The 13246-nt window shown below is 68.8% G+C and carries 14 protein-coding genes; 10 read left to right on the top strand and 4 right to left on the bottom strand.

From position 1 onward, the window contains the following. Nucleotides 1–115 precede the first annotated feature (115 nt). Complete coding sequence (guaB, locus tag DK459_RS05405; RefSeq protein ID WP_006387084.1) at nucleotides 116–1576, bottom strand: IMP dehydrogenase; 1461 nt, start codon at nucleotides 1574–1576, stop codon at nucleotides 116–118. 206 nt (nucleotides 1577–1782) lie between these two features. Here guaB and DK459_RS05400 point away from each other — a divergent pair, with 206 nt between their 5' ends. The 4 genes from DK459_RS05400 to DK459_RS05385 all read left to right on the top strand — a co-directional run bounded on the left by DK459_RS05400 (nucleotide 1783) and on the right by DK459_RS05385 (nucleotide 5107). Then, entirely contained in the window at nucleotides 1783–2409 is a 627-nt protein-coding gene (locus tag DK459_RS05400) for a DUF2239 family protein (protein WP_110134524.1), read from the top strand. A gap of 249 nt (nucleotides 2410–2658) precedes the next feature. Beyond that, nucleotides 2659–3048 (top strand): DCC1-like thiol-disulfide oxidoreductase family protein, encoded by a 390-nt coding sequence (locus tag DK459_RS05395; RefSeq protein ID WP_053497856.1) that lies wholly within the window; start codon nucleotides 2659–2661, stop codon nucleotides 3046–3048. A 173-nt stretch (nucleotides 3049–3221) separates the two neighbouring features. Beyond that, nucleotides 3222–4526 (top strand): YcxB family protein, encoded by a 1305-nt coding sequence (locus DK459_RS05390; RefSeq protein ID WP_110134523.1) that lies wholly within the window; start codon nucleotides 3222–3224, stop codon nucleotides 4524–4526. Beyond that, entirely contained in the window at nucleotides 4523–5107 is a 585-nt protein-coding gene (locus DK459_RS05385) for a hypothetical protein (protein ID WP_006387079.1), read from the top strand. The genes DK459_RS05390 and DK459_RS05385 overlap by 4 nt, the downstream gene beginning before the upstream one ends. A gap of 82 nt (nucleotides 5108–5189) precedes the next feature. On the opposite strand, the gene DK459_RS05380 is transcribed toward DK459_RS05385, so the two are convergent. Then, a complete protein-coding gene (locus DK459_RS05380) occupies nucleotides 5190–6080 on the bottom strand; it encodes a LysR family transcriptional regulator (RefSeq protein WP_006387078.1) in 891 nt (296 codons plus the stop codon). 175 nt (nucleotides 6081–6255) lie between these two features. On the opposite strand from DK459_RS05380, the gene DK459_RS05375 reads away from it, so the two are divergent. Further along, nucleotides 6256–7251, top strand: coding sequence for a tripartite tricarboxylate transporter substrate binding protein (locus DK459_RS05375; protein WP_026382912.1), 996 nt, complete (start codon nucleotides 6256–6258; stop codon nucleotides 7249–7251). A 188-nt stretch (nucleotides 7252–7439) separates the two neighbouring features. Next, nucleotides 7440–8405 carry a 2-hydroxyacid dehydrogenase gene (locus DK459_RS05370; protein ID WP_110134522.1) on the top strand — a complete coding sequence of 322 codons (966 nt, stop codon included), beginning with the start codon at nucleotides 7440–7442 and terminating at the stop codon, nucleotides 8403–8405. A 260-nt stretch (nucleotides 8406–8665) separates the two neighbouring features. Here DK459_RS05370 and DK459_RS05365 read toward each other — a convergent pair whose 3' ends face one another. Next, on the bottom strand, nucleotides 8666–8905 hold the full coding sequence (locus tag DK459_RS05365; protein WP_020928164.1) for a hypothetical protein: 240 nt from the start codon (nucleotides 8903–8905) through the stop codon (nucleotides 8666–8668). 84 nt (nucleotides 8906–8989) lie between these two features. Here DK459_RS05365 and DK459_RS05360 point away from each other — a divergent pair, with 84 nt between their 5' ends. After that, nucleotides 8990–9199 carry a hypothetical protein gene (locus DK459_RS05360; RefSeq protein ID WP_020928165.1) on the top strand — a complete coding sequence of 70 codons (210 nt, stop codon included), beginning with the start codon at nucleotides 8990–8992 and terminating at the stop codon, nucleotides 9197–9199. A gap of 79 nt (nucleotides 9200–9278) precedes the next feature. Then, entirely contained in the window at nucleotides 9279–9566 is a 288-nt protein-coding gene (locus DK459_RS05355; protein ID WP_020928166.1) for a hypothetical protein, read from the top strand. Here the strand turns inward: DK459_RS05355 and DK459_RS05350 are convergent. Beyond that, a complete protein-coding gene (locus tag DK459_RS05350; protein ID WP_006387071.1) occupies nucleotides 9563–10498 on the bottom strand; it encodes a LysR family transcriptional regulator in 936 nt (311 codons plus the stop codon). The genes DK459_RS05355 and DK459_RS05350 overlap by 4 nt on opposite strands. A gap of 137 nt (nucleotides 10499–10635) precedes the next feature. Between DK459_RS05350 and DK459_RS05345 the strand changes: the two genes are divergently transcribed. Next, the gene (locus DK459_RS05345) at nucleotides 10636–11622 is read left to right on the top strand and encodes a tripartite tricarboxylate transporter substrate binding protein (RefSeq protein ID WP_024069245.1); all 987 of its coding nucleotides are present in this window, start codon (nucleotides 10636–10638) and stop codon (nucleotides 11620–11622) included. 14 nt (nucleotides 11623–11636) lie between these two features. After that, nucleotides 11637–13160, top strand: a complete 1524-nt coding sequence (locus DK459_RS05340) for an amidase (protein ID WP_110134521.1) — start codon at nucleotides 11637–11639, stop codon at nucleotides 13158–13160. Nucleotides 13161–13246: the final 86 nt, after the last annotated feature.

Genomic DNA, 13246 nt, shown 5'->3' with positions numbered 1-13246 from the left:
CTCTACCGGTAAGGAATGAAATCGCTGTAAATAAAACCGCACCGGCAGACCCGCTGACTGATTTTGCGGTTCTGCCGGTGCGTGATGCATGACATTGTAGTTGACTGTACGGGGATCAGTCGGCGCGGTAGTTGGGCGCTTCCTTGGTGATCTGTACGTCGTGCACGTGGGATTCGCGGACACCGGCGGAGGTGATTTCCACGAATTCGGCCTTGGTGCGCATGTCGTCGATGGTGGCGGCGCCGCAGTAGCCCATGGAGGCGCGGATGCCGCCGACCAGTTGGTAGATGATGGCCAGCACGCTGCCCTTGTAGGGGACGCGGCCCTCGATGCCTTCGGGGACCAGCTTGTCGGCGTTGTTGGCCGGGTCCTGGAAGTAGCGGTCGGCCGAGCCTTCCGTCATGGCGCCCAGGCTGCCCATGCCGCGGTACGACTTGTACGAACGGCCCTGGAACAGCACCACTTCGCCCGGCGCTTCTTCGGTGCCGGCGAACATGCCGCCCATCATGCAGGAGAACGCGCCGGCGGCCAGGGCCTTGGCGACGTCGCCCGAGTAGCGGATGCCGCCGTCGGCGATCAGCGGCACGCCCGTGCCTTCCAGCGCCTTGGCGACTTCGGAGATGGCGTGGATCTGCGGCACGCCGACACCGGCCACGATACGGGTGGTGCAGATCGAGCCGGGGCCGATGCCGACCTTGACGCCGTCGGCGCCGTGCTCGACCAGCGCGCGCGCGGCGGCGGCGGTGGCGATGTTGCCGCCGATGACTTCGACCTTGGGGTAGTTCTGCTTGACCCAGCGCACGCCTTCCAGCACGCCCTTGGAGTGGCCGTGGGCGGTGTCGACGATCAGCACGTCGACGCCGGCGGCGACCAGCTTTTCAACGCGCTCTTCGGTGTTGCCACCGACGCCGACCGCGGCGCCGACGCGCAACTGGCCCTGGGCGTCCTTGCTGGCCAGCGGGTGCTCGGTGTTCTTGACGATGTCCTTGACAGTGGCCAGGCCGCGCAGCTCGAAACCGTCGTTGACGATGAGCACGCGTTCCAGGCGATGCTTGTGCATCAGGGCCTGCGCTTCATCGAGCGTGGCGCCTTCCTTCATGGTGACCAGGCGTTCCTGCGGCGTCATGATGTTGCGCAGGGGCTGGTCCAGGTTCTCTTCGAAGCGCAGGTCGCGGTTGGTGACGATGCCGACCAGCTTGCGCCCTTCCACCACCGGCAGGCCCGAGATGCCATGCTGGCGCTGCAACGCAATGGCGTCGCGCACTTTCATCTGGGGGGTGACGGTGACCGGATCGATCACGATGCCGAATTCGTGGCGCTTGACGCGGGCGACTTCACGGGCCTGGGCGTCGGCGGACAGATTCTTGTGGATGATCCCGATGCCACCTTCCTGGGCCATGGCGATCGCCAGGCGGGATTCGGTGACCGTGTCCATGGCGGCGGACACAAGGGGGATGTTCAGGGAGATGTTGCGGGTGAGGCGCGTGGCCAGGGAGGTGTCGCGCGGCAACACCTCGGAATACGCAGGCACCAACAACACATCGTCGAAGGTGAGCGCTTTTTGAACGAGACGCATGGGTAACTCCGGGCGCAAAGCAAGATTATACGCCGCTTGCATGTTTTGACTAGGTATTGACCCTAGGTCGGGACGTAATTTTTGCGACTTTTTTCAATCGCCGTCGTGGGCTTGCATTATTTTTACCCGGATCATATTGACAGAAGCGTTGGAGCCGCGCACAATGCGAGGCGTCAAATTTACCCGGGTAAATACCTGTGCACACCATGAACCCATCCGCCCTTCTCCATACCGCTTTCTCCGGCCACCGCCTGCTGGCGCGCGGCGCGCTTGCCGAGGTCGCGCTGGCCGTCAAGCAGGCCCAGGCCGGCCCCGCCAACGACAACGACAACGACCACGGCGCGATCCTGGTATTCGACGACCAGACCGGCAAGCAGGTCGACCTGGACCTGCGCGGCGCCGACGCCGATATCCGCAAGCGCTACCAACCTTCGCCCGAGCCCGCTCCCAAGCAGGCTGACGAGACGGACGGCGCCGATGCCGCCCCGCGCGGCCGCGGCCGGCCCAAGCTGGGCGTGGTGCCGCGCGAGGTGACGCTGCTGCCGCGCCACTGGGGCTGGCTGGCGGCGCAGCCCGGCGGCGCGTCGGTGGCGCTGCGCAAGCTGGTGGAACAGGCGCGCCGCGACAACGAGGCGCGCGACCAGCAGCGGCAACGGCAAGAGGCGGCGTACCACTTCATGTCGAGCATGGCGGGCAACCTGCCGGGCTTCGAGGAAGCCACGCGGGCGCTGTATGCCGATGACCGCGCGGGTTTCACGCGGCAGGTGGCCGCATGGCCGGCGGACGTGCGCGATTACGCCATGGCGCTGGCGTGGGCGGATGAGCAGGCCTGAGCGGCAGGCCGCGTATCGCCGCGCGCGATCCCAGTGGCCTGTTCCTGCGCCTTATCCCTACGCACATACCTGCGCCACACACCTGCGCCCCATGCCTCCCCACAACGACTGCGGGCCGTCACTGCGCCGCATGGCTGCGCGCGCCGCTGGCGCATGGCGGCGCGAGTGTCATGCGCCGCTTCCAATCGTGCGTCGGCGGCGTCCCGGCGCCCCAAGCAAGCGACGCCCGCCGCTGGTAAGCTGTACGTCATGGATACGGATACCGCGCCCCGCAACTTCCTGCTGTACGACGGCGACTGCCCGTTCTGCACCAACTACGTGCGGATGGTGCAGTTGCGCAAGGCCGTCGGCCCGGTCGAATTGCTCGACATGCGTCAGCATCCCGAACTGGTGGCGTATTTCCGCGACCGTGGCTATGACCTGAACGACGGCATGCTACTGCGGCTGGAGGGGCACATCTACTGGGGCGCCGATTGCATCAACCGGCTGGCGCTGCTCAGTTCGGACAGCGACCTGTTCAACCAGATCAATGCCGCCATCTTCCGCCGCCCGTGCCTGTCGGCGGCGCTGTATCCCTTCATGAGCCGTGGCCGCACGCTGACGCTGGCGCTGCTGGGCAAGAAGAAGATGCCGGCCTGACAGCGGCGACGCGCGGTTGGTCGCGCGCCTTGCCTCGCCCCGCCTCACCGCGCCCTGCCTCGTCGCGCCCTGCCTCTCCCCGCCGCGCCTCTCCCCGTCCCGCCTAACCTAGTCCCGTCTCGTCTCGCCCCGCAGCAATGCTAAATTGCGGGTCAACCCCTGACGGAGACCCCATGCCCGAGCCGAGCACCGCTGCCGACGGTACGCTGACGCCGCCGGTTGCGCCCCCGGACGACGCGCCCGGCGCGATGCCGGCCGACGGTTTCTCGCTGACCGCGCCGATCACGCTGCAGGACCGCATCGCGGCCGCGCTGTTCAGCTACGCGGACATGTTCGGGGCCGCCCGGCGGCGCGCGCTGTACTTCCTGACGTGGGTGGTGCTGGCGCTGTTGGGGATGCTGGGGTTCTCTTCCTGGCGGGATAGCGGCGAGCAGGGCTTCGGCCCATTCCTCTCGCGCTTCTTTCACGACCTGTTCGGGCTGGACGGCGTGCCCATCCTGGTCGTGGCCATCCCGGTGCTGATCTACTACTTCCGCCATCCGGCGATCGTGCGCGGGCGCCTGGCGCGCTGGTGCCGCGACGAAGGGCTCGACCAGACCATCCACCCGCTCTATTACTTTCAGCCGGGCGGGCTTGTCGTCACCCTGCCGGGACGCAAGACGGCCATGGCGTGCTCGCGCATCCAGGGGATTGCCGAGACCTCCGAACACCTGTTCATCCAGTTGCGCAACATCGAGGACGTGTACGCCCTGCCGCGACAGGCGCTATCCGACGAGCAGGTGGCGCGCATCAAGGCGTGGGCCGCATCCTGCCACGCCAGCGCTCCGGACGCGACGCAGCACCCGCCGCAAGCGCGGCAGGCGCCCGAGGCCGCGCCGCCGCTGCTGACGACGCGCTTCCTGCTGAACCAGGAAGACCGGGCCGCCGCGATTTCGTGGCAGATCGAACGTCCCGGCATGCGGCGGCGCCGCCGGCGCGGTTTCCTGCTGGCCTTCGCGCTGACCGCCCTGCTGGTGCCGCTGATATTCGTGCTGCTGTGGCTGCTGGACCCCGAGCGGGTGCCGCTGCGCTATGCCTGGCCGCTGTTCGGCGAGATGTTCACGGACAGTTTCTGGAAGATCACGCTGGGGTTCTGGGCCATCCTGGCCGTCATCATTCTGCTGCATCCCTGGTCCCGGCGCCGCCACGCGTACAAGCTGGCCGGGCAGATGCACCGGCGCATGCCGGCCGAGGAACACGAGGCGCGGCTGTATGACGACCGGCTCGAAGTCCGGCAGGACGGTTGGATCAACAGCTTCGCGACGACCGGCTTCGACCGGGTCGAGCGGCAAGGCAACCACCTGATCCTGATGCGGCGGGAGGGCGAACCGCTGATCCTGCCCCGACGCGCGCTGGACGCGGAGCAGTCGGCGCTGTTCGAACGCACCCTCACGGGCGGCGCGGGCGGCGATCATCGCCAGCGCGGGGGTACGCCATGAGCGGGCCGGCCTTGATCCGCCTGGCGGCCCTGTGCGCGGCGCTTGGCGCGCTGGCGCCCGCCGCGTCCGCCGAAACCCTCGATCTGCCGCATGGCCTGTCGGTGCAGTTGCCGGAGGGCTGGGTGGTGGACGGCTCGCCGCAAGGCGAGGTCTCGCGCAGCGGCATGCGGCGCGTGCAGCTGGTCTGCGAAAGCGAGGCCTGCGAACAGACGCAGGAAACCTGCACCCTGCTGATGCAAGCCAAGCCGCTCGAAGGCGACGACGATGACGCCCGCTTGCAAGCGCTTTATGCGTCGCCGCTCAAGCGCTATTTCCGCCTGCGGGCGGTGCTGCGCGCGACCAGTCCCGACGCCGATATCCGCCAGCCGCTGGAGCGGGTGCGCATCGGCGATCGGGATTGGTACCGGGTCGAGACCGATGCGCGGCACCAGTACCGGTCGGGCGTGTTCGCCGAGACGGTGGTCGACGGCCTGTACGTCGGCGCGATCTGCAAGTCGTGCGAAACCGGCGAACAGCGCCACCGGGACGGACTGCGGATCATCGAGAGCCTGAAGTCGGATACGAACGCCATGTCGCGTTGAACGGCGCGAACGCCATGCAATTCCCTGCCTATCGCGTTGAACGACGACGACATGCCAGGCGCGCGCCCGGCTGTCGCCCCCTTCAGGGTGCCGGGGGCAACACCTCCGCCACCTGCCGCAGGAAGGCCTCCAACGCAGGGTTGTCGTGCTGCGCATGCCAGGCCAGGTACATATCGGCATACAGGTCGCGCTGGCCCAGCGAGCGGAACTCCACCCCCTCCAGGCGCAGCTCGCGCGCCGAATCGGGCACGATGCCCACGCCCAGCCCCGCCCGCACCAGCGCCAGCAAGGTATGCGTCTGGCTGGCGCGCTGCACGTAGTCGGGCTGCACGTCGGCCAGGCCGAACGCGCCGACAATGCGGTCATAGAAGTATTTGCCTTCGCGCGGCGAATACAGCACGAAAGGCTGGCCTTGCAACAGCCGCAGGGGCACCACGTCCTGTTCGCACAGCGGTGAATCCGCCGGCAGCGCCAGCACCAGCGGTTCGCGCTCGATCAGGCGGGCTTCGATGCCCGCCTGCCGCGGCACGCTGCGCGCCAGGATGGCGTCCAGCTCGCGCGCCAGCAGCAGGCGCGACAGGTCGGTGCTGACGGTTTCGCGCAACTGGATCTCCACGCCCGGCAGCCGCTTGCGGGCCCGCATGATGAGCGAGGGCATCAGGCGGTACGAGGCCACCGCCGTGAAGCCCAGCGTGATGTGGCCGGCGTCGCCGCCGGCGGTGCGGCGGGCGCTGGCGGTGGCGCGGGCCGAGTATTCCAGCAGGTGGCGCGCGTCGCGCAGGAAGCGGCGGCCGGCGGCGCTCAGTTCGACCTGGCGGCTGCTGCGCTCGAACAGCGTCACGCCCAGGTCCTGCTCCAGCAACTGGATCTGGCGCGACAGCGGCGGCTGCGTCATGCACAGGCGCTGGGCGGCGCGGCCGAAGTGCAGTTCCTCGGCCACGGCGATGAAGCATTCGAGCTGGCGGAATTCCATCGATCCAATCCTTGAATTGATCAATGCTATTTATAGCTCGAACAGTCATCCATCGGCCGGCGTTCCTATACTCGGCCGCAACACCGGGGCGCGCTCTTTCCGTCCCGCGAAAGGAGTGCCATCGCAGCATCGACTTTCCGCGGCCCGCGCCGCTCACTACTACAAAGAGAAGACCATGGAGACACGCAATTCCGCACGCCCGCGCCGCCGCTTCCTTGCCGCGGCCCTGGCCCTGGCCGCCTGTGGCGCCCTGCCCGCCGCGGCGCAGGCCGCGCCGTTCCCGGACCGCCCGATCAACCTGATCGTGCCGTTCTCGCCGGGCGGCGGCACCGACATTTCGGCGCGCCTGCTGGCGGCGGCGCTGGGCGACAAGCTGGCGGCCTCGGTGGTGGTGGACAACCGCCCCGGCGCCGGCGGGCAGATCGCCGCCGATCTGGTGGCGCGCGCCAACCCCGACGGCTACACGCTGCTGTTCGCCAATTCGGGCATGCTGGCGATCAATCCGTGGATCTACAAGCTGCATTCCGATCCGGCCACCGCGTTCGCGCCGGTATCGCTGTTCTCGGACCTGCCGTTCGTGCTGGTGGTGCCCACCACCCTGCCCGCCAAGAACGTGAAGGACCTGGTGGCGCTGGCGCGCGCCCAGCCCGGCAAGCACACCTTCGCCAGTTCCGGCACCGGCGGCGCGCCGCACCTGTCGGGCGAGATCTTCCAGCAGGCCACCGGCACCGACCTGATGCACGTGCCCTACAAAGGCGGCGGCCCGGCCATGACCGACCTGATGGCGGGCCGCGTCGACATGCTGTTCGCATCGGTGCTGGAGACCATTCCGTACGTCAATTCCGGCAAGCTGCGCGCGCTGGCGGTGACCGGCGCGACGCGTTCGCCCGCGCTGCCCGACGTGCCGACCATCGACGAGGCCGGCGTCAAGAACGCGCAGACCGGCTCATGGACGGCGGTGCTGGCGCCGGCGGGCACGCCGCAGGCGGTGATCGACAAGCTGTCGGCGGCGATCCGCGAGGTGGCGGCGGACCCGGCGATGAAGACCAAGCTGGAGTCGCAGGGCGCGGTCGCGCACGGATCGACGCCGCAGCAATTGCAGGCGCTGGCGGCCAGCGAACGCGCGCGCTACGGGGAGATCATCAAGACCCGGCATATCCAGACGCAGTAACCGGGCGGGCAATGCGGCCGCACACGACGCGGTGACGCGGCCCGAAGGGCGGCGCATTGCCCGCCCCCGTCATTTCTTCGTCCCCGACCCACACGGCCGGGACGGCTTTCATCGCCGGTCGTCCCTCCGCCGGCCATTTCTTGCGACCCGCGCACCCGCGGGTCGTCGCAACAACCGTGACACCCGACATGACCACGACTGCTTCCCCACCTCTTGCCGACCTGCTGATGGTCGGCCCCTTGCTGCCCGAACTGACCGCCGAACTGGAGTCACGCTACCGCGTGCACCGCTGGTGGCAAAGCCCTGACCAGGCGGCGCTGCTGCGCGATCACGGCGCGGCGATCCGCGGCATCGCCACCAGCGGCCGCTTCGGCGCGCCGCGCGAACTGATCGACGCGCTGCCGGCGCTGGAAGGCGTTTTCAGCTTCGGCGTGGGCTACGACACCATCGATCTGGCGGCGGCCCAGGCGCGCGGCGTGCGCGTCACCAACACGCCTGGCGTGCTCGATGCCTGCGTGGCGGACACCGCGCTGGCGCTGATGCTGGCGGCGTCGCGCCGCATCGCCGAGGCCGACCGTTTCGTGCGCGCCGGGCGCTGGCCGCAGGAAGGCTTCGGGCTGGGCACGCGCATGAGCGGCAAGCGCTGCGGCATTGTCGGGCTGGGCAATATCGGCCTGCAGATCGCGCGGCGCGCCGAGGCATTCGACATGCCGATCCTGTACACCAACCGCAAGCCGCGTGCGGACGCGCCGGCGCATTACCGCTACTGCCCGACGCTGACGGCGCTGGCGGCCGAGTGCGATTTCCTGGTGCTGGCGGTGCCGGGCGGCAACGCCACGCGCCACCTGGTCAATGCCGAGGTGTTGCAGGCGCTGGGCCCGCAAGGCTGGCTGATCAACATCGCGCGCGGCACGGTGGTGGACGAGACGGCACTGGTTCAGGCCCTGCAAAGCGGCGCCATCGCCGGCGCGGGCCTGGACGTGTTCGAACACGAACCGGCCACGCCGGCGGCGTTGAACGCGATGGACAATGTGGTGATGCTGCCGCACATCGCCAGCGGCACGCATGAGACCCGGCGGGCCATGGCGGACCTGATGCTGGCCAATCTGGATGGCTGGTTCCGCGAAGGCAAGACGGTGACGCAGGTGGTTTGAGAGCGCGGGCCGCCCGCAAGCGCGCGGGCGGCGGCGTCGCCCGATTTACGGGGAACGCACCGGGATGGCCCAATTCGAATAAATCGGCCACTTAGCGTCCACCACCTGGACACTACATCTTGTTATTTATCTCATACATGATAAATTTCTCACCGCACTGGCTCGTGCCGGCGAGCTGATGTGCTTGTTGTTGTAATTTTTTCCGGCCTTCGGGCCGGATTTTTTTGTCCAGCGTTTTCCAGGCGCCGCGCCGCGGCCCTTCACTCGTCGATCCGTATCGACAGCCCATCGCCTGCGGCCGTGATCGCGCGCACGCGTATCGTCCAGCCGGCGTTGATGGCCTCCTCCTGATCGTCAAACACGCCGTATTCGGTCACCGGCACAGCGCCATGCAACGGGCGGCCGTCGGGCCCCGGCCCGCGCGCCTCGATGACCGGTACGTAGCCATCCTGCACTTGCAGCGCGCCGCGCGTGATCTGAAAACCGTCCAGAATTTCCATCGTCGCTCCCTTGTTGTGGTGAAAGCCATGGTAGCGTGAGCACTGCGCGTCGTCGCCCTCTCCGCCGCTAAGTGTGGACCCGCCATGAAATTCGACATCTACCGCCGCCTGCAATTGGACATCGTTCGCGAGGCCGGCCAATGGGCCGTGTATCAGGCCGTGGCGGGCAAGCGAGTGCGCGCCGGCGGGATCGTCATCCCGGCCGACCTCCCCGAAGACGAACTGTCCACCTATCTGGACGATCTGTACCACGAGCTGGCGCGGCCGGGCGACATGGTGACCCGGTTGTCCTGAAGCCGCCCTGGCGGCGCCTTGCGTCCGGGCGTATCGTGGGCCTATCGTGAAAACCGGCCCAGCGCGCCCGGAGCCCGCCATGTCCGACGACATCCCCGCCATCGAGGCCAGCGCCTCGCAACTGGGCAACCTGACGCAGTTCCTGATCTGGGTTGCCGAGCATCCCCGCACCTATGCGGACATCATGGAGGCGTGGCGCACGTCGTGTCCACGCCTGTCGGCCTGGGAAGACGCCACCAGCAACGGCCTGGTGGACCTGGCCCGCCGGCCTGCCGGCGACGCCGCCGCCCCGGTGGCCACGTTGACGCCCAAGGGCCGCGCCTGGCTGGCCGCGCGCCAGGCCGGCATGAGCGCGACGCCTTCCTAACTATCAGGCGCCGGCACCACGCCGCCATCCGCTTGCAACTGCGCGCGCAGGCTGGCGATGAAGGCCTTGGCCGCTTCGGGCAGCACACGCCCGGCCAGCGTCTGCACCTCGAAGTGGCGTTCGTTCATCTCGCGGTCGCGCAGCGGCAGGGCCACCACCTGCCCGGCGCGCAGGCGATAACGGATCGCCAGTTCGCCGCAGAACGCCACGCCGCCGCCCGCGCCCGCGAACGCCACCAGCGCGTCGACGCTGCGGCTGGAGAACATCGGTTCGCATGACAGTTGCTGGCGGCTGCAGCTGATGTCGATCAGTTGCCGCAGCGTCGAATCGGCATCGGGCAAGGCCAGCGGATAGGCCATCAATTGCGCCAGCGACACCTCGGGCTGGCCTGCCAGCGGATGGCCGGCCGCCACCACCGCGCGCACCGGCGCCGGCATGCGCAGTTCTACCCGCACGTCGCGATGCGAGGTCAGGCTGAGCGTGACGCCGATGTCGGCCGTGCCGTCGCGCACCCGCACCGGCACCTCGCGCTGCGAGCACACGTCCAGCGTGAAGCGGATGCCGGCGTACTGCCGGCGGAAATCCGCGATGGCGGCGGGCAGAAAATCATGGATGAAGCCTTCGGTGCAGACCACCCGCACCAGCCCCTGGCGCAGCCCGCGCAGGCCCATGATGTCGCCGGCGACGCGCTCGACGTCCTGCTGCGCGCGCTTGGCATGGGCGGCCAGCAGTTCCCCCGCCGCGTTGAGCGTCATGCCCCGCGCGCGGCGCTCGAACAGCAAGGTGCCCAGCTCGCGCTCCAGGCGGGCGACCTGGCGGCTGACCGCGGACGGCGCCACGTCCAGCCGCTCCGCCGCGACGCTGACGGAGCCGCAGCGCGCCACTTCCAGAAAGTAGCGGACGGCCATTTCCTGCAGGATCTGCGGGTTCATCGGGGTTTGCCCTTGGTTGAGGTTAGCTTTGCGCCAAACGCAACGCAGAATTCTAACAATTCATATTGCTGCAACGTTGAGCCCCCGCCAAGATGGCATCCGTCACACGCGTCGTTCCGTCCACTCCCTTGTCGAGCATGACCATGAAGACTGCCTTGATTGCCCTTGGTATCACCCTGGCGGGCGCCCTCGCGACTGCCGCCCCCGCCGGCGCCCAGGGCGGCTATCCGACCCGTCCCATCACCCTGGTCGTGCCCTTCCCGCCCGGCGGCGCCACGGATGTGCTGGGCCGCGTCATCGCGCAAAAGCTCGGCCAGGAACTGGGCCAGACCGTGGTGGTGGAAAACCGCGCGGGGGCCGGCACCGTGATCGGCGCCGGCTATGTGGCCAAGGCCGCGCCCGACGGCTACACCCTGCTGGTCAGTTCCGGCACCACCTTCACGGTCAACCCCGCCATCCAGAGCAAGCTGCCGTATGACCCGGTCAAGAGCTTCGAGCCGCTCGGCATCGTCGGCCGCACCGGCCTGGCGCTGCTGGCCAACCCGCAGGTGCCGGTCAAGGACGTGAAGGAACTGGTGGCCTACGTCAACGCGCGCGCCAAGGAGCCGCCGGCCTATGGCTCGTTCGGCACCGGCACCACCTCGCACTTCGTGGGCGAAGCCTTCCTGGCGGCCGCCGGCATCAGGATGGTCCACGTGCCCTACAAGGGCAGCGCGCCGGCCATGACCGACCTGATCGGCGGCCAGATCCCGTTTTCGGTAGACACCGTGGCCGCCGCGCTGCCCCAAAGCAAGCTGGGCAAGGTGCGCGTGCTGGCCGTGTCCGCGCCCGCCCGCTCCAGCTTCCTGCCCGATGTGCCGACCTTCGCCGAGCAAGGCTACCCGTCGGTGGCGATGGACACCTGGCTGATGTTCACCGCGCCGCGCGGCCTGCCCGCCGACGTGAAGGCCAGGCTCGAAAACGCCTTGCGCGCCACGGTCGAATCGCCCGACGTGCGCAAGAGCCTGGAAAACCAGGGCTTCGAGCCGGCCTTCTCCAGCGCCGCCGAGGGCGAAGCGTTGATCCAGAAGGAACTGCCGATGATGCGCGACCTGGCCCGGCGCGCTGATATCAAGATCGACTGAAAGGAAACACTCCCATGATCCTGGACGATTCCCTCGTCTCGTTATCCGCGGTGGAACTGCGGCGCCTGATCGGCGCGCGGCAGTTGTCGCCGGTGGAACTGCTGGAGGCGTGCATCGCCCGCATCGAGGCGGTCAATCCCTACATCAACGCCGTCACCGCCACGGCTTTCGACCGCGCCCGCATCGAGGCGCGCGCGGCCGAACAGGCGGTGATGGCCGGCGACACGCTGGGCCTGCTGCATGGACTGCCGCTGGGCGTGAAGGACCTGGAACCCACCGCCGGCCTGCTCACCACCTATGGTTCGCCGATCTACCGCGATCACGTGCCGGCCGAGGACGTGACGCTGGTGGCGCGCCTGCGCCGCGCCGGCGCCATCGTGGCCGCCAAGACCAACGTGCCCGAGATGGGCGCGGGCGCCAATTCGCGCAACACGGTGTGGGGCGCGACGGGCAATCCCTTCAATCCGAATCTGAACGCCGGCGGCTCCTCGGGCGGCTCGGCCGCGGCGCTGGCCAGCGACCTGTTTCCGCTGTGCACCGGGTCGGACACCGGCGGCTCGCTGCGCATTCCGGCCGCCAAGTGCGGCGTGGTCGGCTTCCGGCCATCGCCCGGCGTGGTGCCCAGCGTGCGCAAGCCGCTGGGCTGGACGCCGATCTCGGTGGTCGGCCCGATGGGCCGCACGGTGGCCGACGCCTGCCTGCAGATGGCCGCCAGCGCCGGCCCCGACGCCGGCGATCCGCTCAGCTACCCGCTCGATCCGCTGCAGTTCCTGGCGCCGGGCAGCGCCGACCTGGGCCGCCTGCGCGTGGCCTATACCGAAGACTTCGGGCTGTGCGACGTGGACGATGGCATCCGCGCCACCTTCCGCGCCAAGATCGCCGCCATGCGCCATCTGTTCGCGGCCTGCGATCCCATCGAGATGGATTTTGGCGAGGCCCACCGCTGCTTCGACGTGCTGCGCGCCGAGGCCTTCGTGGCCGGCATGCGCGACGCCTACGAGAAAGACCCGGCCAGCCTGGGCCCCAACACTCGCGCCAATTTCGAGATGGGCGCGGCCATGAGCCTGAAGGATTGCGCCTGGGCGCAGGCCGAGCAGACCCGGCTGATCAAGCGCTTCCAACGCGCCTTCGACGACTACGACCTGATCCTGTCGCCCACCACGCCTGTGTCGCCGTTCCCGTGGACGCAGCTGTATGCCGAGGCCATCAACGGCAAGCGCCAGGAGAACTATTACCGCTGGCTGGCGCTGACGTATGTGATCACGCTGACCACGCACCCGGCGCTGACGCTGCCTTGCGGGCGCGATCACAAGGGGATGCCGTTCGGGTTACAGATCGTGGGACGGTTCCGGGGCGATCGCGAGGTGCTGGCGGCGGCGCAGGGGATGGAGTCGGCGTTTGCCGGCAATGAGGAACTGCGGCGGCCGCGGCCGGATCTGGCGGGGTTGAAGGCGGCGGAGCCGGCGTTGACGTCGATCGTGACGGCGCCGCCGGGCGGTGCGCTGGGAACAACCGAGGCCAGCGTCTCGGCGGTGTAGGCGCGGCCGCACGCATCGGACGCGCACGGCGCAACGGCAGGACTCGGGCATAATCCCCTCGCCCGCCGGCCATGCCCGGCCCTGAA

This window comes from Achromobacter sp. RW408, assembly GCF_003184165.1.
GTDB lineage: Bacteria > Pseudomonadota > Gammaproteobacteria > Burkholderiales > Burkholderiaceae_B > Achromobacter > Achromobacter xylosoxidans.
This window is presented reverse-complemented; position numbering and strand designations above follow the sequence as displayed.

What these genes read in the sequence shown, in the direction of transcription:
- DK459_RS05355 (WP_020928166.1), top strand. Translation starts at nt 9,279, where the DNA reads ATGTCCGACGACATCCCCGCCATCGAGGCCAGCGCCTCGCAACTGGGC.
- DK459_RS05350 (WP_006387071.1), bottom strand. Translation starts at nt 10,498, where the DNA reads ATGAACCCGCAGATCCTGCAGGAAATGGCCGTCCGCTACTTTCTGGAA.
- DK459_RS05380 (WP_006387078.1), bottom strand. Translation starts at nt 6,080, where the DNA reads ATGGAATTCCGCCAGCTCGAATGCTTCATCGCCGTGGCCGAGGAACTG.
- DK459_RS05340 (WP_110134521.1), top strand. Translation starts at nt 11,637, where the DNA reads ATGATCCTGGACGATTCCCTCGTCTCGTTATCCGCGGTGGAACTGCGG.
- DK459_RS05370 (WP_110134522.1), top strand. Translation starts at nt 7,440, where the DNA reads ATGACCACGACTGCTTCCCCACCTCTTGCCGACCTGCTGATGGTCGGC.
- DK459_RS05345 (WP_024069245.1), top strand. Translation starts at nt 10,636, where the DNA reads ATGACCATGAAGACTGCCTTGATTGCCCTTGGTATCACCCTGGCGGGC.
- DK459_RS05375 (WP_026382912.1), top strand. Translation starts at nt 6,256, where the DNA reads ATGGAGACACGCAATTCCGCACGCCCGCGCCGCCGCTTCCTTGCCGCG.
- DK459_RS05400 (WP_110134524.1), top strand. Translation starts at nt 1,783, where the DNA reads ATGAACCCATCCGCCCTTCTCCATACCGCTTTCTCCGGCCACCGCCTG.
- DK459_RS05395 (WP_053497856.1), top strand. Translation starts at nt 2,659, where the DNA reads ATGGATACGGATACCGCGCCCCGCAACTTCCTGCTGTACGACGGCGAC.
- DK459_RS05390 (WP_110134523.1), top strand. Translation starts at nt 3,222, where the DNA reads ATGCCCGAGCCGAGCACCGCTGCCGACGGTACGCTGACGCCGCCGGTT.
- guaB (WP_006387084.1), bottom strand. Translation starts at nt 1,576, where the DNA reads ATGCGTCTCGTTCAAAAAGCGCTCACCTTCGACGATGTGTTGTTGGTG.
- DK459_RS05365 (WP_020928164.1), bottom strand. Translation starts at nt 8,905, where the DNA reads ATGGAAATTCTGGACGGTTTTCAGATCACGCGCGGCGCGCTGCAAGTG.
- DK459_RS05385 (WP_006387079.1), top strand. Translation starts at nt 4,523, where the DNA reads ATGAGCGGGCCGGCCTTGATCCGCCTGGCGGCCCTGTGCGCGGCGCTT.
- DK459_RS05360 (WP_020928165.1), top strand. Translation starts at nt 8,990, where the DNA reads ATGAAATTCGACATCTACCGCCGCCTGCAATTGGACATCGTTCGCGAG.